We start from the raw sequence: 17,440 nt of genomic DNA, 5'->3' as shown, positions 1-17,440 counted from the left end.
CGATCAGACTCCTTTGCCGATCATGGGCAGATTCAGGCCCTGCTCGCGGGCGCATTCGATGGCAATGTCGTAGCCGGCATCGGCGTGGCGCATCACCCCGGTGGCCGGGTCGTTGTGCAGGACCCGGGCGATGCGCGCCGCGGCGGCATCGGTGCCATCGCAGACGATGACCATGCCGGAGTGCTGGGAAAAGCCCATCCCTACCCCGCCGCCATGGTGCAGCGAGACCCAGGTAGCGCCGCTGGCGGTATTGAGCAGGGCATTGAGCAGCGGCCAGTCGGAGACGGCATCGGAGCCGTCCTGCATGGCTTCGGTCTCGCGGTTGGGGCTGGCCACCGAGCCAGAGTCCAGGTGGTCGCGACCAATGACAACGGGCGCCTTGAGTTCACCGCTGCGCACCATTTCGTTGAACGCCAGGCCCAGCTTGGCCCGCTGGCCCAGGCCGACCCAGCAGATGCGTGCTGGCAAGCCCTGGAAGGCGATGCGTTCACGGGCCATGTCCAGCCAGCGGTGCAGGTGGGCATCGTCGGGGATCAGCTCCTTGACCTTGGCGTCGGTGCGGTAGATGTCCTCGGGATCACCCGACAGCGCCGCCCAGCGGAAGGGACCGATGCCGCGGCAGAACAGCGGGCGGATATAGGCCGGGACGAAACCCGGGAAGGCGAAGGCATCGGCGACGCCGGCGTCCTGGGCCATCTGGCGGATGTTGTTGCCGTAGTCGAAGGTCGGGATACCCTGGCGCTGGAAGTCCAGCATGGCCTGGACATGCACGGCCATCGACTGCTTGGCCGCGGCCACCACCGCGGCTGGATCGGTCTGGGCGCGATCGCGGTATTGCTCCCAGCTCCAGCCAGCCGGCAGGTAGCCGTTGAGCGGGTCGTGGGCGCTGGTCTGGTCGGTCACCATGTCAGGACGCACGCCGCGGCGGACCAGCTCGGGGAGGATCTCGGCGGCGTTGCCCAGCAGCGCGACGGAAACCGCGGCCCCGGCGGCGGTGTGCCGGGCGATGCGCGCCAGGGCGTCGTCCAGGTCGCTGGCCTGTTCGTCCACGTAGCGGGTCTTGAGGCGGAAATCGATGCGGCTCTGCTGGCACTCGATGTTCAGCGAGCAGGCGCCGGCCAGGGTCGCGGCCAGTGGCTGGGCACCGCCCATACCACCGAGGCCCGCGGTCAGCACCCAGCGGCCGCGCAGATCGCCCTGATAGTGCTGGCGGCCGGCCTCGACGAAGGTCTCGTAGGTGCCCTGGACGATGCCCTGGCTGCCAATGTAGATCCAGCTGCCGGCGGTCATCTGGCCGTACATGGCCAGGCCCTTGGCATCCAGTTCGTTGAAATGCTCCCAGCTGGCCCAGTGCGGTACCAGGTTGGAGTTGGCGATCAGCACCCGCGGGGCATCGGCGTGGGTCTTGAACACCCCCACCGGCTTGCCCGACTGCACCAGCAGGGTCTCGTCGTCGCCCAGTTCCTTGAGGGTAGCGACGATGCGGTCGTAGCTTTCCCAGTTGCGCGCCGCCCGGCCGATGCCGCCGTAGACCACCAGTTCCTGGGGATTTTCCGCGACCTCGGGATCCAGGTTGTTCATCAGCATGCGTAGCGGCGCTTCGGTCAGCCAGCTCTTGGCATTGAGCTGGGTGCCGCGAGGGGCGCGAATCTCACCTTCACGAAAGCGGGTCATGGTGGTTCCTCTTTTGTTGTTTTCGAGGCGGGACCTAAACATCCAGCGCCAGGGTGTGGATCAACCGCGCTGCGACCCGGGCCGTGCGGCCGTCCTGATCGAGCGCGGGGTTGAGTTCGGCCACATCGGCCAGGCGCAGCTTGCCGCTGGCCTTGAGCCGGCGGACCAGCGGCTCCAGCAGCGCCAGGCCGACGCCATGGGCGGCGGGCGCGCTGACTCCAGGCGCGTCGCCTGCGGGCAGTACGTCTAGGTCGAACGTGAGATAAAGGGCATCACAGTCGGCGGCGAAGGCGTCGAGCTCCGCGCCGATGCGCGCCAGGCTGCCCTCGCGAATCTCGTGGTCTTCCTGGATCAGCACGTCCAGTTCGGCAGCGCGCCTGAGCAGCGTGCGGGTATTGGCCGCCTGACTCAGCCCTAGGCAGGCATAGCGAAAGGGCCAGCCGTGGCTGGTGCAGTGGGCGGCGATCTGAGCGAAGGGCGTACCGGAAGTGGGGCCTCGCGACGGATCGCGCAGGTCCAGATGAGCATCGAAGTTGACGATGCCAATACGCGGCTTGGGCATGGTCCTGGCCAGGTGCAGCGCCAGGCCCGACCAACTGGCCCAGGCCACCTCATGACCGCCCCCCAGCACCAAGGGCAGATGGCCGGCGTCCAGCAGCTGGCGTACGCCATCGGCCAGGCGCGCCTGGGCGCCCTCCAGATCGCCGTCGGCGCAGCGGACATCGCCGGCGTCATAGGCCGGCCCTTGCCGCTGCCAGGCCACGTTGGCCAGGGCGCGGCGCACGGCGGTGGGACCTTCGGCAGCGCCCACGCGACCCTGGTTGCGCCGTACGCCCTCGTCACAGGCGAAGCCCAGCAGGGCCACGCCCGGTACGCTGTCCACGGCGAGTGGCTGGATGCACTGGTGCCAGCGCAAGGCATCCGGCTCAGGATCGATGCGACCGCTCCAGATTTCCAGGGTCTGGCGATCAGCGAACACGCTGCACCTCCCCGGCGAAGACGCGCTGCCGCAAGCGACCCGGCCGCACCTCGTAGGCCAGTTCCGCCGGTTGATCGACGTCCCACAGGCAGAGATCCGCCGGGGCGCCCACCTGGATACGGCCCAACTCCGGGCGCCCCAGGGCCTGGGCGGCATGGGCGGTCAGGCCGGCCAGGGCCTCGCGTGGCGTGAGGCGAAACAGGGTGCAGCCCAGATGCGCGATCAGGGTAGGCAGATAGAGCGGCGAGGTGCCGGGATTGGCGTCACTGGCCAGGGCCATGGGCACCCCGTGCCGGCGTAGCAGCTCCACCGGTGGCTGCTGGGTTTCGCCCAGCATCAGGAAGGCACCGGGCAGGAGCACGGCGACGGTGCCGGCGGCGGCCATGGCGCGCACGCCGACTTCGTCGAGGTACTCCACATGATCCGCCGACAGGGCGCCCAGGCCCGCGGCCAGGGCGCTTCCGCCCAGATTGGACAGCTGCTCGGCATGGGCCTTGATCGGCAGGCCGTGCGCCCGTGCTGCCTGGAAGACCCGCTCGCATTGGGCCGGCGAAAAGGCGATCCCCTCGCAGAAGACGTCCACCGCATCGGCCAGACCCTCAGCCACTGCGGCGGGGATCATCTCCTGGCAGATCAGATCGACGTAGCCATCGGCATCGCCCTGGAATTCCGGCGGCACGGCATGGGCGCCCAGCAGCGTGGTCATCACCCGCACCGGCAGCGCCTCACCCAACTGGCGAGCGACACGCAGCAGGTTGAGTTCGTCGGCCACCGTCAGGCCGTAGCCGGACTTGATCTCCACGGTGGTGACACCCTCGTCGGCCAGGGCCTGCAAGCGCGGCAAGCTCAAGGCGAAGAGTTCCGCCTCGCTGGCCGCCCGGGTGGCGTGCACGGTACCCAGGATGCCGCCACCCGCGCGGGCGATTTCGGCGTAGCTGGCGCCTTCCAGACGCTGCTCGAATTCCCCGGCGCGCTGGCCGGCGTAGACCAGATGCGTATGGCAATCCACCAGCCCGGGCGTCAGCACCCCGCCCTGCCCGGCCAGCTCAGCCCCTTCGCCCAGTGCGGGCTGGAAGTCGGCTTCCGGCCAGAGCCCGACGATGCGGCCAGCGTCCACTCGAACGGCCATGGGCGTGGGCCAGGTCTGGAAGCCATCGAACAGGGTGACGTGGCGCCAGAGCAGCGTTTGGGGAGCGATGGCGGACATAAAAGGTCTCTCCGATTAATGTATATACATTTAATCGAGAGACAGATAATCGTCAAGCAGAGGCAATCTTCAGCCCTGTTTCTCTACCCAATCGAGCTCAGTCATGGGGAATCGGGGGAGCTACCGCAGAGAAGCGTCATTTTTGCTTTGTATAGACAATTACTTAGAAACCAGCTGCCGCAGCGAAGTCACTCCGATCGCTCAGGACGCTACAGCGGCGTCACCGTCACCTCCACCACCGGATCGTGGTGACCGCCACCGAGGATCACCCCGCGCAACGGCGAGACATCGGTGAAGTCGCGGCCCCAGGCCAGGGTGATGTGTTCGAGATCCGGCAGGACGTCGTTGGTGGGATCGAAGTCGACCCAACCCAGCACCGGACAATGCACGCTGATCCAGGCATGGGAGGCGTCGGCGCCGATCAGCCGCGGCTTACCGGGCGGTGGGCGGGTCAGCAGATAGCCGCTGACGTAGCGCGCCACCAATCCCAGGCCACGCAGGCAGGCCAGCATCAGGTGGGCGAAGTCCTGGCAGACGCCATGCCGATGCGCGAGCACCTCGCGCAGGGGCGTGGCCACCTGGGTAGCGGTGGCGTCGAAGCGGAATTCGCGATGGATCTTTTCCATCAGCGCCCGGCAGCCCAGCAACAGGGGCCGCCCGGGCGGAAAGCAGTCCTCGGCGAAGCGGGCGAAGATGCCGTCGAGGGGCACCGCCGGCGATTCGAAGCGAAAGTGATGCACCTCCAGCGCCACGCGGGCAGCCGGATAGCGCAGCCCGTCGCGCACCTGCTCCCAGGCGGGCGAGTCCGCAAGCGTGAGACCTGCGCGGGAGTCCACCTCCACGTCCAGTTCGGTCCCGACATAGAGTTCGTCGTGCGGGCGCTCGAAAGACAGTCGGGTCAGCGGATTGCCGAAGGCGTCCCAGGCGTCCTGGCGTTGCGTCGGCTGCGGCAGGATCGCCAGTTGCCGGGACAGGCAACGCTGCCAGGCGCAGTCGCGCGGCAACAGGTGCAGCAACTGCTGCGAGAGCGACACCGGCGCCTCGTAGCGGTAGTGGGTATCGTGCTGGATGCGATAGCGGACCGGGCTCATCACATGGATACCGTGCGCTGGCTGACCGCGTCGACATGGGCGAAGCAGCGATAGATGACCCGCTCGGACAGCTGGCTGCTGGCCCCGGCGATCTGCCGCAGCAGGCGCGCCAAGCCTTGCTGCACCTCGACCCGGCCGGCATCGCCGAACAGGGTGTTTTCCAGGGTGCCGAGGTCGAAGCGACGCAGCCGGTCATAGGCGTCGTGCAGTGCCGGATCGGGCGGCAGGCCATGGTAGCGCTCCAGATGCTCCACGGCGTTGATCAGCGCGTGCAGCTGGAAGCGGATCGAATAGGGGTTGTGCTCGTGCAGCATCAGCAAGTCCAGCACCGGGATCAACTGAGGCGCGGCCTGGTAGCGCGAGCGATAGGTGATGATGCTGTTGCCCAGCTCCAGCAGCCACTCCAGACCGGCCGCATCCCAGGTGGCGCCACCTTCGAGAAAGTGCGCCAGGCTGCCGGCGAGGAACTGCACCCGCTCGATGCGTCGGCCGATCATCAGAAAGCGCCAGCTCTCGTCGTGGGTCATGTCGTCGAAGGTGAAGCCGGCCACCGCGGCGAGCGCCATCACCAGCCGGTTGAGACTCTGCAGCGCTTCGCCCGGCTCGCTGCCTACCTGGCCCAGGCCATGGGCCTCGCGCTCCACCTCGCGAATGGCGCGCCAGTTCTCCGGCGACAGCCGTCCGCGTACCTGAGCCGCGGCCCAATGCAGGCGCTGCAGATTGGCGCCCAGGCCGCTGGGAAAGTCGCCCGGCCCGAGGGCTGCATGCAGCTGCTCGGCGAGCCCGCCCTGCCCCGGCAGCCATTCCAGGGCAGTGGCCAGGTCGATGGCCGATTGCACCGCCGGCCCCCCATCGTCGGCGTCCAGGTAACGGCTCAGCACGATCCGCAGCAGACGCGCGGCATCTTCGCAGCGCTCGCTGTAGCGGCCATACCAGAACAGATTTTCCGCCGTGCGCGAGGGCAGGAAGGGGTCCTTGCGCACCAGGTCGCGCACCCCCAGCACCCGGGCCCCGGGCACCTCGGCGGCGCCGCGGCTGCCGCCCAGCACCCAGGTATCCTTGCTCGACCCACCGCGTTGCATGGACACCACGGCAGCGCCTTCGTGGGCCACGCGGGTCAGGCCACCGGGCATGACCCAGTAGCCGTCTTCGCTGGCCACTGCGTAGACACGCATGCCGATGGCCCGTGACTGCAGGCTGCCGCCCTGCCAGACCGGCGCCTGCGAGAGCTGGATGCGCTCCTGGGCCACATAGGCATGGGGCGTGGCCAGGATGCGTTCACGCAGGGCGGCCAGGCCCTGAGCATCCAGTTCCTTGCCGAACACCGGCTCGAATCCCTGGCCGGGATAGGCGGGCTTGATCACCAGTTCCGCCAGCCGCGCCAGGGCCGCTTCCCGGACCGGCGTCTCGCCACACCACCAGGTGGCGACGGAGGGCAGCGCCAGGGTCTCACCCAGCAAGGCCTGGCAGACCCCCGGCAGGAAGCCGAGCAGGCCGGGCGATTCCAGCAGGCCGCTGCCCAAGGCGTTGGCCATGATGACATTACCCTGGCGCACAGCCTCCAACAGGCCGGGCACGCCCAGGGCCGAATCGGTGCGCAGCTCCAGGGGATCACAGAAGTCGTCGTCCAGCCGGCGAAACACCGCATGGACGCGACGCAGCCCGCTCAAGGTTTTCAGGTACAGGCGGTCGTTGCGGACCGTGAGGTCCTGGCCTTCCACCAGTGGAAAGCCGAGCTGGCGCGCCTGGTAGAGGTGCTCGAAGTAGGTCTCGTTGTAGCGCCCCGGCGTCAGCAGCACCGCCAGCGGCGCTTCGTCGCCGGTGTCCAGGCCCGTGCTCAGGGTGCGTTGCAGGGCCTGGAAGTAGCCATTGAGGGGCTGGGCCTGCAGATCACGGTGCAATTCGGGAAAGGCCCGCGCCACGATGTGCCGGTTTTCCAGGGCATAGCCGGCACCGGAGGGCGCCTGGGTACGATCCGCCAGCACCCACCAGCGGCCGTCAGGGGCCCGCGCCAGGTCCACCGCATAGACGTGCAGCCAGGTATCGCCCGGCGGTCGCAGCCCCTGGCAGGCCCAGAGAAAGTTGTGATGGCCGAATACCAGCTCTGGCGGCAACAGCCGCTCGTGCAGCAGACGTTGCTCGCCATAGAGATCGCCCAGTACCCGGTTCAACAGTCGCGCCCGTTGCGCTACCCCGGCGGCCAGGGGTGCCCACTCCTCCGCCGAGATCAGCTGCGGCAGGAGATCCAGCGCCCAGGGCCGGTCACTGCCCTTGGGATCGGCATAGACGTTGTAGGTCACGCCGTTTTCCTGGATCTGCCGGGCGATCAGGGCCTGGCGCTGGTCGAGCTGCGCCGGACGCAGACCCGCCAGGTGTCCATAGAAGCGCCGCCAGGTCGGCCGCACGCCACCCCGCGGACTCCAGAGTTCGTGGTAGCTGCCGGTCATGTCGCTGGCATTGTGGGAGACGATCGGGGGCATGGTCGGACGACGGCTGACAGGATACGAGAGCAGGTTCGCAAGAGCCGAACGGGCCGACGCCGTGGGGGCGCGCGACAGTGTCGACGGTAACCTAGGGTAGTGGTGCGCGCCTGGATGCGCCACCGCTAACGCGGGCCGCCGATGCGCGCGGGTTGGCCTCTGGTCCGGGCGCCGATTCCAGAGCCCTTGCCAGCGCCCCCAGGCGACGAACAACCCGGAACTCCAAGGTCGGGCCGCTCTACTAAAGCGCTAGCAAGACGCCGGCGCTCCGCCTGGCGTCCGACGCGGCCGCTCTCGCCAGGTATTCCCCATGCGCAATTTTCTCGGAAGCTACAGTTCGAATCGCCAGCAACGCAATGTCCTGCGCGCCCTGCCCGTCCAGCGCAAGGTCGCCAACTGCACCTGCGGCCAGGCCATCTTCTTTCCCAACAGCGAATGCCTGGCCTGCGGCAATGCCCTGGGCTACGCCCCGGACCAGGGCACGCCGACGGCACTGCTGCCGGCGGAAGGTGGCCTCTGGCAGCTACCCGAGACGACCAGCGGCCTCTATCGCCGCTGTGCCAACCTGGATACCCCAGCCGCTTGCAACTGGCTGGTGCCAGCCGAATCGGGCGACGGCTTCTGCGTGGCCTGCCAGCTCAACCACACCATTCCGGACCTGTCCTTCGAGGGCAACGGCGAGCGCTGGCGCAAGCTGGAGCTGGCCAAGCGGCAACTGGTCGCCCAGCTGCTGGGCCTGGGGCTGCAGGTCATCCCCCAGACGGTCGATGCCGAGCGCGGTCTCGCCTTCGACTTTCTCGCCCCTGATGCTACCGGTACCCCTACCACCGGCCATGCCAATGGCCTCATCACCCTGAACATCCTCGAAGCGGACGATGCCCACCGGGAAAAGGTCCGCGCCGACATGCACGAACCCTATCGCACCCTGCTCGGCCATTTCCGCCACGAGGTGGGTCACTACTACTTCGATCGCCTGGTCGCCGGCACCGCTTGGGAAGAGCCCTTCCGCGCCCTGTTCGGCGACGAGCGCGCCGACTATGGCGAGGCCCTCAAGCGTCACTACGAGCAGGGTGCTCCGGCCAACTGGGAAAGCCAGTACGTCAGTGCCTACGCCACCATGCATCCCTGGGAAGACTGGGCGGAGACCTGGGCGCACTATCTGCACATGATGGAAACCCTGGCCACGGCCGCCAGCCTGGGCATGAACGCTGGCAGCCTGCAGCTGGATTTCCAGCCGTTCACCCGCGAGGCGCTCTATGAGGCCGAAGACCGCAGCGACGACGAATTCCTCGGCTTCGCCAATGCGTGGATCGAACTGGCCGCCATGCTCAACGAGCTGTCACGCAGCATGGGCCAGCCGGACTTCTATCCCTTCGCCCTGCCGGCCCCGGTGATCGCCAAGCTGCACTTCATCCACAAGGTCATCCACTCGGCCCAGCCCAGCGTGCTGGAACAGAACCTGGCCGCAGATGACACCGCAGCGGGTGCCACCTTGGGCGCTACCGTCTGATCCTTCTCCTGCTCAGCCGAGCAGGACGATGCCCCAGACCACGGCGATGATGATCATGGCCACGAACTGCGCAGCGCTGCCAAGATCCTTGGCGTTCTTCGACAGTTCGTGCCAGTCCAGGGAAATCCGATCCACCACCGCCTCGATGGCGGCATTGAACAGCTCGACCACCAGCGACAGCAGGCAGACCGCCACCAGCAGCGCCCGCTCGCCGCGACTCACATCCAGCCAGAAGGCCAGGGGCACCAGCACCACATTGAGCATCACCAGCGAACGAAAGGCCGCTTCCTGGCGAAAGGCCGTGCGCAGCCCGGCCAGGGAGTAGCCCGTGGCATTGATGACCCGGCGTAGACCGGTCTTGCCTTTGTAGGGAGAGATCACCGAAAGCTCCATCCAGCAGAATCGCACTGCCGGTCCTGGCGGACGGCAGTTACAAAAAAAGGGTGAGGACCGGGGGCCGCGCACAAGGCGACCGCCCATTGAAAGCGGCAGCAGCTGCCGAAGCTAGCTGGAGGTGCTCTCCAGCTGTTGCAGCAGCAACGCCGCCTGGGTACGGGTACGGACCCCGAGTTTACGGAAGATGGCCGTGGCATGGGCCTTGACCGTGGCTTCGGAGACATTCAGCTCGAAGGCGATCTGCTTGTTGAGCAAGCCTTCGCAGAGCATGGTGAGCACCCGGAACTGCTGCGGCGTGAGACTGGCAAGCCCGGCACTGGCCGCCTTGGCCTCCTCGCTCAGGGCCGCGGCACCTTCCACCTGCGGTGGCCACCAGGTGTCGCCGTCCAGCACCTGACTGACGGCCTGCTGCAGGGTACTCAGATCGCTGGACTTGGGGATGAAGCCGCTGGCACCAAACTCCCGGGCGCGTTGCACCACGGCCGGTTCTTCCTGGGCCGAGATCATCACCACCGGCACCTGGGGATACTGGCCGCGCAGGAGGACCAGCCCGGAAAAGCCGTAGGCGCCGGGCATGTTGAGATCGAGCAGGACCAGATCCCAGTCGGTACGCTCGGCCAGGCAGGCCTGGAGTTCGGCGATGTCGGCCACTTCGGTGAGACTCGCCTGGGCGCCCAGGCCCAGGGTGAGCGCCTGCTGCAGCGCGCTGCGAAACAGCGGATGATCGTCGGCGATCAATATCTGATAGGCAGCCGCCATGGTGTAGCCTTCCTTGTTGTCGTGAGAGCCTGCTCAACGCTTGCTGCGCGTTGGCCAAACGGCGGTGGACATGACTTCGGGACGCTCATCTACCCTGCGTAAACGTCGCGCCCTCGGTCATCTTCACCTGGTTCGTCTCCAGCTCGTGAGCCTTGGAACAGCCTCCGAGGTCCGCGCAGACCAGCAGCCTGGCGTGCCGGCTGCATGCGAGATCGCGCCAGCATGCCGAACGGCGCGGACGGGGGCAAGGCCGAGTGGACCACAGACGGTAGGCAAGGCCCGACGGTTGCGGCACAGTTGCGCTTTTTTGCCCAAGAGACACCCGATGCCCAGCGCCGCCCTGCGTGCCGACCTGCTCATGCTGCTCACCGCCATCATCTGGGGCAGCGCCTTCATCGCCCAGACCGGTGGCATGGAGCACATCGGTCCCTTCCTCTACACCGGCCTGAGATTCGCCCTGGGCGCCCTTACCCTGCTGCCGCTGCTGCTGTTCCTGCGCCGCCGCGGTCGCCAGCAACGCCTGACCCGCGACACCTTCAAGGGCGGACTGCTGATGGGCCTGGTGCTGACCCTGGGGATCAATCTGCAACAGGTCGGCCTGCTGTTCACCAGCGTGACCAATTCCGGCTTCATCACCGGGCTCTATGTCATCGTGGTGCCACTGCTGGGCCTGCTGCTGGGCCAGCGCAGCCATCTGGGGACCTGGATCGGCGCCAGCCTGGCGGTGGTCGGCATGGGGCTGCTGAGCATCGGCGACAACTTCCACGTCGCTTCGGGCGATCTGCTGCAACTGGCTGGCGCCCTGGCCTGGGGTATCCACGTCCTGCTCGTGGGCCACTACTCCAGCCGCCACGACGCCACCGTACTGTCGATCCTGCAATTTATGGTCTGCGCCGTGCTGAGCCTGCTGCTGGCGCTGGCCTTCGAGCCGCTTCAGCCGGCCCGGATCGCCCTTGCCCTGCCTGACCTGCTCTATGGCGGCGTGATCGCCGCCGGCATCGGCTACACCCTGCAGGTCTTCGCGCAGCGCGGCGCCATCGCCTCCCACGCGGCGGTCATCTTTTCCCTGGAAGCGGTGTTCGCTGCCGGTTTTGGCGCCTGGCTGCTGGGTGAGGCCCTCAGCGACCGTGGCTACCTCGGCTGCGCCCTGATGTTCGCCGGCATGCTGGCGGCCCAGCTCTGGCCACGCCAGGCGCCGGTCGAAGTCAAGCCGGTCAACTAGCGCGCAGCGCCTTCAGCTGCTGGCTCGCCGGACTGTCCGCCGCCAGTGGCAGATGGTGCTTGGCGTCCAGATAGCGCTCACTGAAGACATCCAGATAGGCCTCCAGCAGCCGCCCGGCGGGCGCCTCCCCGGCCAGCTCCAGGCACAGGGCCGCGACCTCGGCGGTGCACAGGTGCTCGCCGCGGGTGGAGCGCCGCAGACGGTAGCGGGACAGGGCGGTGGGCTGGAAGCTCAGCACCGGCAGGCTGTCCAGGTAAGGACTCTTGCGGAACATCTTGCGCGCCTCGGTCCAGGTGGCATCCAGCAGCACGAACAGTGGTCGCTGGCCGGGCGCCAGTGGCAGGCTTTCGACTACCCGACCCGGGTCGGCGTATTCGCCGGGAAATACCAGCAATGGCTGCCACTTGGGCTGCCTGAACAGCTCAGGCAACGCCGGATCCACTGCCGTGCGACTCCAGCCGAAGGCATGGGTATCGGCCACCACGTCAGCGATCAGCCAACCCGTGTTGCTTGGCTTGAGCGGCTCCACGTCATGCATCAGCAGGCACATCCCGGCGCGGGTCTGACGCAAGGGGCGCAGGTCGCAGAGGCAATGGGTGGGCGCCAGCCGGCACGCCGGACAGCGTGCCATGCGCGAGCCGCGGGCGATGAAGGGCTTGATGCTGCGCGCCAGGCGCTCCTGGCGCAGGCGGGCCACGGCATGGGGAGGGATGTCGCTGATCGGGGTCATGCCGGGCTCACGGGAAAAAGCGCAGTTTACCAGAGCGATCGGGATGCCCGCGGCGGCCAGGCGGGTTACCCTGCATAGACGCCTTGCGAACCCCCGCCCGCGACCACGGTCGAAACGGGCTCCTCTACGCTGGAGAACACGATGCCTCGTTTTGCTTTGCTCGCCCTGACCCTCGCCCTGCCCTTCGCCACCCAGGCGGCTGAGTCGCTCAAGGACCACGAGCTCAACCAGATGCTGCGCAAGGTCGCCACCGAGAGCAGCCAGGGCACGCCCCGCGCCGTCAACGAAGACATCCTCGACCGCGGCTACACCGTGCAGGGCAAGCAGCTGATCAACAGCCTCAGCGTCCGTCCGGCCCATGCCGCCCGCATGCGCGAGAATCCAGCCACGGTACGGGTGCAGCTCGCCGAAAGCGTCTGCCAGAACAACGGCTATCGCCAGTTGCTGGCGCGCGGCGCCACCCTGGTCTACGACTTCACCGAATACCAGACCAACAAGCCAGTCATGGTCGAGCGCTTCCAGGCCGCCGACTGCGGCCTGGGCAAGTAAACGGAGGTCAGTGCCATGACCGAGGACAGCGACGACAGCTACCTGGCGCGTCACGTGGAGCCCAGCGCCGCGGATCTCGGTCAGCGTATCGACGAATTGCTGGAACATGCCCTGCCCGGCGGCAGCCCAAATCTGGGCCTGTACCGCGAGATGCTGGTGACGGTGGTGCGCATGGCGCAGACCAACCCGGCACGCTGGGACGCCAAGATCATGCTGCAGACGCTGAAGGAATTGGAGCAGGCCTTCCGCACCCTGGAGCGCTTCCGCCGGCGGCGCAAGGTCACGGTGTTCGGCTCAGCGCGGACCCGGATCGATCACGGCCTCTACGCCCTCGCCCGCGAATTGGGTAGCGCCCTGGCCCGCCGCGACATGATGGTCATCACCGGCGGCGGCGCCGGCATCATGGGTGCGGCCCACGAGGGCGCCGGGCCCGAAGCCAGTCTGGGTTTCAACATCACCCTGCCCTTCGAGCAACGTGCCAATCCAACCATCGAAGGCACGGATCACCTGCTGTCCTTCCACTTCTTCTATGTGCGCAAGCTGTTCTTCCTCAAAGAGGCGGACGCGCTGGTGCTCTGCCCCGGAGGCTTCGGCACCCTGGACGAGACCTTCGAGGTACTCACCCTGATCCAGACCGGCAAGAGCCCGCTGGTGCCGCTGGTGTTGCTGGATACGCCCGACGGCCACTTCTGGGACGACGCCCTGGCCTATCTGGAGCGCAATCTTCTGGAGGAAGGCTACATCCTGCCCGCCGATCTCAAGCTGGTGCGCCTGGTGCGCTCGCCCGAGGCGGCCGCCGCCGAGATCGAGCACTTCTATGGCAACTATCATTCCACGCGCCGACGCGACGGCCATTTCCATATCCGCCTCAAGCACCCCGTGACCCCCGCCTGCCTGCAACGCCTGGCCGCCGACTTCGGTGATCTGTGCCGCACCCCGGACTTCACCCAGCTGTCGCCGGGTGAAGGCGAGGCCGACGAGGCGGAATTCTCCCACCTGACGCGCCTCACCTTCGACTTCCACGGCCGCCACTACGGCCGCCTGCGTGAACTGGTGGACGAGCTCAATCGGCCGGAGCATTGGGTGGCCTGAGGTGAAAATGTAAGTTGGCGCTGAGCACAGCGAAGCCCAACGTTCCCTGGTACCAGAGCCGAGATGGTCTGCAATGTGCCCACCGCGAACCTGCGCGACCGAGGTTGATCGCTGCTATCGCGGCCATGGGCCGCTCCTACAGTCAAATCAGGGTCTGTAGGAGCGGCCCATGGCCGCGATGGCTCTGAACTCGATGCGTTTCCTGGCAAGCGCACAGGAATGGCGAATCCTTTTCCCCTCGGGCATGACCGCGAAGCGCGCCCTCACCCCAACCCTCTCCCTGAGTGAGAGAGGGTTAGCCGTTTTCCGCAATCAGCCGCTCACCGGGGGGCAGAATGGACCTGCAGGCTGGCGCTGAGCGTAGCGAAGCCCAACAGCACTAGCCACAACCCACTACCGCCGGCTCAACACCCGATTGATTCCGTCCATGGCATAGCCCCGGTAGGCCAGGAAGCGGCCCTGCTTGGCGCGCTCCTTGGCATCGGCGGGGGGCGTACCAAATTTCCTGCGCCAGACGTCTTCCAGTTGCGCCTGCCAGTCCACGTCCGCCTCACGCAGCGCGGCTTCCACCTGATCCCGTTTCAAGCCGCGTTGCCCTAGCTCTTCGCGAATGCGCATGGGGCCATAGCCGGCGCGAGCACGGCTGGCGATATAGCTCTCCAGATAGCGGCTCTCATCGAGCAGACCGTCCTCGGCCAGCCGATCCAGTACCGGACCGAGCAGACTTTCCTCGGCTCCGCGCCGATGCAGCTTGCGCGATAGCTCTTCGCGGCCATGCTCGCGGCGTGCCAGCAGGTCCATGGCCGCGAAGCGGATGGCAGCGGTGGTGTCCAGCGGATTGCCCACGAGTAATCTCCCCTATGCAAAAACCCCCGCACGGGGCGGGGGTCGTTTCAAGCGTGGTGCCTGATCACAGATCGATATCAGCGTCTTCTTCAGCAGCCACTTCGGCCTTCTGATTGGTCGGCTGGCTCAGCAGCTTCTCGCGGATCGCCTTGTCTACGGCGCCCTTGATCTCGGGATTGTCTTCCAGGAACTTGGCGGCGTTGCCCTTGCCCTGGCCGATCTTGCTGCCCTGGTAGCTGTACCAGGCGCCCGACTTCTCGATCAGACCCAACTGCACACCCAGGTCGATGATCTCGCCGTTCAGGTAGATACCCTTGCCGTAGAGGATCTGGAACTCGGCCTGGCGGAACGGCGGGGCCACTTTGTTCTTGACCACCTTGACGCGGGTTTCGCTACCGATCACCTCATCGCCTTCCTTCACCGCGCCGATCCGGCGGATGTCCAGACGGACCGACGAGTAGAACTTCAGGGCATTACCGCCAGTGGTGGTTTCGGGGTTGCCGAACATCACGCCGATCTTCATGCGGATCTGGTTGATGAAGATGACCAGGCAGTTGGCGTTCTTGATGTTACCGGTGATCTTGCGCAGCGCCTGGGACATCAGACGTGCCTGCAGACCCACGTGCATGTCACCCATCTCGCCTTCGATCTCGGCCTTGGGCACCAGGGCCGCCACTGAGTCGACGATAATCACGTCTACCGCGTTGGAGCGCACCAGCATGTCGGTGATTTCCAGCGCCTGCTCACCGGTGTCCGGCTGGGACACCAGCAGGTCGTCGACGTTGACACCCAGCTTGCCGGCGTAATCCGGATCCAGCGCGTGTTCGGCGTCGACGAAGGCGCAGGTGGCACCCTGCTTCTGAGCCTGAGCGATGACCGACAGGGTCAGCGTGGTCTTACCCGAGGATTCGGGACCGTAGATCTCGACGATCCGGCCCTTGGGCAGACCACCGATGCCAAGGGCGATGTCCAGCCCCAGGGAGCCGGTGGAAATCGCCGGAATGGCCTGACGATCGTGATCGCCCATGCGCATCACGGTGCCCTTGCCGAATTGCTTTTCAATTTGTCCCAAGGCCGCGGCCAGGGCGCGCTTTTTGTTGTCGTCCATTAGATTCCTCTCGGAGAAAGAAGGGCCAGACGGCCGTGGATACCTGTATAAGTGAACAGTATTAAACCATAGTCGCCTCTCGGTTGCTACACCTGAGGGCCTTTTTCCTCGGTCAAGAAGGCCAATAAAACCTCTAGCGCGCGGACCTGGGTCTGCTGGCGAACGGCGGCGCGATCACCCGCAAATACCTGCCGTTCGGTGTGCAATTTTTCGCCGTCGCGCCAGGCCAGCCAGACGGTACCGACCGGCTTGCCCGGCACCGCGCCGCCCGGCCCGGCGATACCGCTCACCGCAACCGAGAAGCGGGCACCGGCACGCTGTTGCGCGCCCAGCGCCATGGCCGCCACCACCTCCTCACTGACCGCGCCGACCTGCTCAAAGAGCGCCTCGGGCACGTCCAGTTGCAGGGTCTTCTGCCGGTTGGAATAGGTGACGAAGCCGGCCTCGAACCAGGCGGAGCTACCAGCGACCCGGGTGATCGCTTCGGCGATGCCACCACCGGTGCAGGATTCGGCGGTGGTCACCTGGGCGCCGGCCGCCTGCAAGGCTTCGCCCAGTTGCAGGGCCAGACTGTCGAGGGAATCCATCAAGACCTTCCTTTGCGAAAAAGACATAAAAGGTGACCGCGGCAAGCGACTGCCTACGGCGACCACTGGTCGGCCTGCACCTTAGACCGGCTTGCCGGCCCGCGTGAGAAAAGATTTACTGAAACCGGTTTCAGGCACCTACAAAATCCTAACAGCGGTACGCCATGAACGATGTCTATCTCCCCGGTCCGCGCGCCACCCGCGCGACCATCGCCGAAGTGGCCAGCGCTGCCGGCGTATCCAAGGCCAGCGTGTCACGCTACATCAGCGGTGATCGTCGCCTGCTGTCAGATTCCCTCGCCGCCCGCATCGAGCAGGCCGTGGTCGCCCTCGATTTCCAGCCCAACCAGATGGCCCGTGGCCTCAAGCGCGGACGCAGCCGACTGATCGGCATGCTGGTGGCCGACCTGCTCAACCCCTACTCCACCGCAGTGATGCACGGCGTCGAGACGGCCTGCCGCCAGCAGGGCTATTCGCTGCTGATCTGCAACACCGACCAGGATGCGCGCCAGGAGCGCCAGCAACTGGCCGCCCTGCAGTCCTACAGTATCGAAGGCCTGATCGTGAATACCTTCGGCCAGCATGCCGCCGACCTGCAGCACCTGGGCAGCCGTCTGCCGCTGGTGCTGCTGGACCGCGAGTTGCCGGGCGTCGAGGCCGATCTGGTCGGCCTCGACAACCACCAGGCCATCGAACTGGGGGTGGCGCACCTGCGCGAGCAGGGCTATCGCGACCTGCTGCTGGTGAGCGAACCCTTGGACGGGACCAGCTCGCGCCTCCAGCGCCTGGGCGCCTTCGATGCGGCCCTGGCCGAGCACCCTGACTGTCGTGGCGGACACTGTGGCGAGGCCGACAACGCCCTGGCGCTGCAAGCCGCCCTGGCCGCCTTCCTCGCCAGCCCCGGCCCCGGCCCCAAGGCCCTGCTCACCGCCAATGGCGTGGCGACCCTGGCGACGACCCTGGCCCTGCAGGCCCTGGGTGAGCCCCTGTTCGAACGCCTTGGCCTGCTGGCTCTGGATGATCTGGATTGGTTTCCCCTGGTTGGTGGTGGCATCAGCGCCCTGGCCCAGCCTACCCATGCCCTGGGCGTAGCCGCCTTCGAGCGCCTGCAGCGACGCATCGACGGTGACCGCAGCGCGCCATTCCAGCAGACCTTCGGCGCGGAGTTGCGCGTCCGCCAGTCGACTCGCGCCAGGGCCTGAGGGCACCT

At 66.8% G+C, this 17,440-nt stretch carries 16 protein-coding genes; 5 read left to right on the top strand and 11 right to left on the bottom strand.

Translation table 11 applies throughout. The features are described from left to right. Positions 1–3 precede the first annotated feature (3 nt). The 5 genes from hutU to PJ259_RS22555 form a co-directional block, all read right to left on the bottom strand. Positions 4–1,674 (bottom strand): urocanate hydratase, encoded by a 1,671-nt coding sequence (gene hutU / locus PJ259_RS22575; protein ID WP_442964866.1) that lies wholly within the window; start codon positions 1,672–1,674, stop codon positions 4–6. A 34-nt stretch (positions 1,675–1,708) separates the two neighbouring features. Further along, positions 1,709–2,653: a formimidoylglutamase gene (gene hutG, locus PJ259_RS22570; RefSeq protein WP_271654241.1), complete on the bottom strand. Its 945-nt coding sequence runs from the start codon at positions 2,651–2,653 to the stop codon at positions 1,709–1,711. After that, positions 2,643–3,860: an imidazolonepropionase gene (hutI, locus tag PJ259_RS22565; RefSeq protein ID WP_271654240.1), complete on the bottom strand. Its 1,218-nt coding sequence runs from the start codon at positions 3,858–3,860 to the stop codon at positions 2,643–2,645. Before hutI ends, hutG begins: the two co-directional genes overlap by 11 nt. A gap of 209 nt (positions 3,861–4,069) precedes the next feature. Further along, positions 4,070–4,951, bottom strand: coding sequence for a transglutaminase family protein (locus PJ259_RS22560; protein ID WP_271654239.1), 882 nt, complete (start codon positions 4,949–4,951; stop codon positions 4,070–4,072). Beyond that, a complete protein-coding gene (locus PJ259_RS22555) occupies positions 4,951–7,431 on the bottom strand; it encodes a circularly permuted type 2 ATP-grasp protein (RefSeq protein WP_271654238.1) in 2,481 nt (826 codons plus the stop codon). The genes PJ259_RS22560 and PJ259_RS22555 overlap by 1 nt, the downstream gene beginning before the upstream one ends. 310 nt (positions 7,432–7,741) lie before the next feature. On the opposite strand from PJ259_RS22555, the gene PJ259_RS22550 reads away from it, so the two are divergent. Beyond that, entirely contained in the window at positions 7,742–8,941 is a 1,200-nt protein-coding gene (locus tag PJ259_RS22550; protein WP_271654237.1) for a zinc-binding metallopeptidase family protein, read from the top strand. Between the two features lie 12 nt (positions 8,942–8,953). Here the strand turns inward: PJ259_RS22550 and PJ259_RS22545 are convergent, their stop codons facing one another. After that, positions 8,954–9,334 (bottom strand): diacylglycerol kinase, encoded by a 381-nt coding sequence (locus PJ259_RS22545; protein WP_178083871.1) that lies wholly within the window; start codon positions 9,332–9,334, stop codon positions 8,954–8,956. Between the two features lie 111 nt (positions 9,335–9,445). Next, entirely contained in the window at positions 9,446–10,096 is a 651-nt protein-coding gene (erdR, locus tag PJ259_RS22540; RefSeq protein ID WP_059314084.1) for a response regulator transcription factor ErdR, read from the bottom strand. A 325-nt stretch (positions 10,097–10,421) separates the two neighbouring features. Here erdR and PJ259_RS22535 point away from each other — a divergent pair, with 325 nt between their 5' ends. Next, positions 10,422–11,318: a DMT family transporter gene (locus tag PJ259_RS22535; protein ID WP_271654236.1), complete on the top strand. Its 897-nt coding sequence runs from the start codon at positions 10,422–10,424 to the stop codon at positions 11,316–11,318. Here PJ259_RS22535 and PJ259_RS22530 read toward each other — a convergent pair. After that, positions 11,311–12,048 carry a tRNA-uridine aminocarboxypropyltransferase gene (locus tag PJ259_RS22530; protein ID WP_271654235.1) on the bottom strand — a complete coding sequence of 246 codons (738 nt, stop codon included), beginning with the start codon at positions 12,046–12,048 and terminating at the stop codon, positions 11,311–11,313. The genes PJ259_RS22535 and PJ259_RS22530 overlap by 8 nt on opposite strands. A gap of 141 nt (positions 12,049–12,189) precedes the next feature. Here PJ259_RS22530 and PJ259_RS22525 point away from each other — a divergent pair, with 141 nt between their 5' ends. Further along, positions 12,190–12,597, top strand: a complete 408-nt coding sequence (locus tag PJ259_RS22525; protein ID WP_271654234.1) for a quorum-sensing-regulated virulence factor family protein — start codon at positions 12,190–12,192, stop codon at positions 12,595–12,597. Between the two features lie 15 nt (positions 12,598–12,612). Further along, positions 12,613–13,689 (top strand): TIGR00730 family Rossman fold protein, encoded by a 1,077-nt coding sequence (locus tag PJ259_RS22520; RefSeq protein WP_271654233.1) that lies wholly within the window; start codon positions 12,613–12,615, stop codon positions 13,687–13,689. 393 nt (positions 13,690–14,082) lie between these two features. Here the strand turns inward: PJ259_RS22520 and recX are convergent, their stop codons facing one another. From recX to PJ259_RS22505, 3 genes are all read right to left on the bottom strand, one after another. Then, on the bottom strand, positions 14,083–14,535 hold the full coding sequence (gene recX, locus PJ259_RS22515) for a recombination regulator RecX (protein WP_271654232.1): 453 nt from the start codon (positions 14,533–14,535) through the stop codon (positions 14,083–14,085). Positions 14,536–14,599: 64 nt separating this feature from the next. Then, the gene (gene recA / locus PJ259_RS22510) at positions 14,600–15,643 is read right to left on the bottom strand and encodes a recombinase RecA (protein WP_173150511.1); all 1,044 of its coding nucleotides are present in this window, start codon (positions 15,641–15,643) and stop codon (positions 14,600–14,602) included. 86 nt (positions 15,644–15,729) lie between these two features. Continuing rightward, positions 15,730–16,230 (bottom strand): CinA family protein, encoded by a 501-nt coding sequence (locus PJ259_RS22505; protein WP_271654231.1) that lies wholly within the window; start codon positions 16,228–16,230, stop codon positions 15,730–15,732. A gap of 164 nt (positions 16,231–16,394) precedes the next feature. On the opposite strand from PJ259_RS22505, the gene PJ259_RS22500 reads away from it, so the two are divergent. After that, positions 16,395–17,432: a LacI family DNA-binding transcriptional regulator gene (locus PJ259_RS22500; RefSeq protein WP_271654230.1), complete on the top strand. Its 1,038-nt coding sequence runs from the start codon at positions 16,395–16,397 to the stop codon at positions 17,430–17,432. Positions 17,433–17,440 lie beyond the last annotated feature (8 nt).

The organism is Pseudomonas sp. JBR1 (assembly GCF_028198185.1).
Lineage (GTDB): Bacteria > Pseudomonadota > Gammaproteobacteria > Pseudomonadales > Pseudomonadaceae > Chryseomonas > Chryseomonas oryzihabitans_E.
Note: the sequence above shows the minus strand (reverse complement) of the source record. Positions and strands in the feature narration are given on the sequence as shown.

What these genes read in the sequence shown, in the direction of transcription:
- PJ259_RS22535 (WP_271654236.1), top strand. Translation starts at nt 10,422, where the DNA reads ATGCCCAGCGCCGCCCTGCGTGCCGACCTGCTCATGCTGCTCACCGCC.
- PJ259_RS22550 (WP_271654237.1), top strand. Translation starts at nt 7,742, where the DNA reads ATGCGCAATTTTCTCGGAAGCTACAGTTCGAATCGCCAGCAACGCAAT.
- PJ259_RS22530 (WP_271654235.1), bottom strand. Translation starts at nt 12,048, where the DNA reads ATGACCCCGATCAGCGACATCCCTCCCCATGCCGTGGCCCGCCTGCGC.
- PJ259_RS22555 (WP_271654238.1), bottom strand. Translation starts at nt 7,431, where the DNA reads ATGCCCCCGATCGTCTCCCACAATGCCAGCGACATGACCGGCAGCTAC.
- PJ259_RS22525 (WP_271654234.1), top strand. Translation starts at nt 12,190, where the DNA reads ATGCCTCGTTTTGCTTTGCTCGCCCTGACCCTCGCCCTGCCCTTCGCC.
- hutI (WP_271654240.1), bottom strand. Translation starts at nt 3,860, where the DNA reads ATGTCCGCCATCGCTCCCCAAACGCTGCTCTGGCGCCACGTCACCCTG.
- erdR (WP_059314084.1), bottom strand. Translation starts at nt 10,096, where the DNA reads ATGGCGGCTGCCTATCAGATATTGATCGCCGACGATCATCCGCTGTTT.
- PJ259_RS22560 (WP_271654239.1), bottom strand. Translation starts at nt 4,951, where the DNA reads ATGAGCCCGGTCCGCTATCGCATCCAGCACGATACCCACTACCGCTAC.
- hutU (WP_442964866.1), bottom strand. Translation starts at nt 1,674, where the DNA reads ATGACCCGCTTTCGTGAAGGTGAGATTCGCGCCCCTCGCGGCACCCAG.
- PJ259_RS22505 (WP_271654231.1), bottom strand. Translation starts at nt 16,230, where the DNA reads ATGGATTCCCTCGACAGTCTGGCCCTGCAACTGGGCGAAGCCTTGCAG.
- recA (WP_173150511.1), bottom strand. Translation starts at nt 15,643, where the DNA reads ATGGACGACAACAAAAAGCGCGCCCTGGCCGCGGCCTTGGGACAAATT.
- PJ259_RS22500 (WP_271654230.1), top strand. Translation starts at nt 16,395, where the DNA reads ATGAACGATGTCTATCTCCCCGGTCCGCGCGCCACCCGCGCGACCATC.
- PJ259_RS22545 (WP_178083871.1), bottom strand. Translation starts at nt 9,334, where the DNA reads ATGGAGCTTTCGGTGATCTCTCCCTACAAAGGCAAGACCGGTCTACGC.
- PJ259_RS22520 (WP_271654233.1), top strand. Translation starts at nt 12,613, where the DNA reads ATGACCGAGGACAGCGACGACAGCTACCTGGCGCGTCACGTGGAGCCC.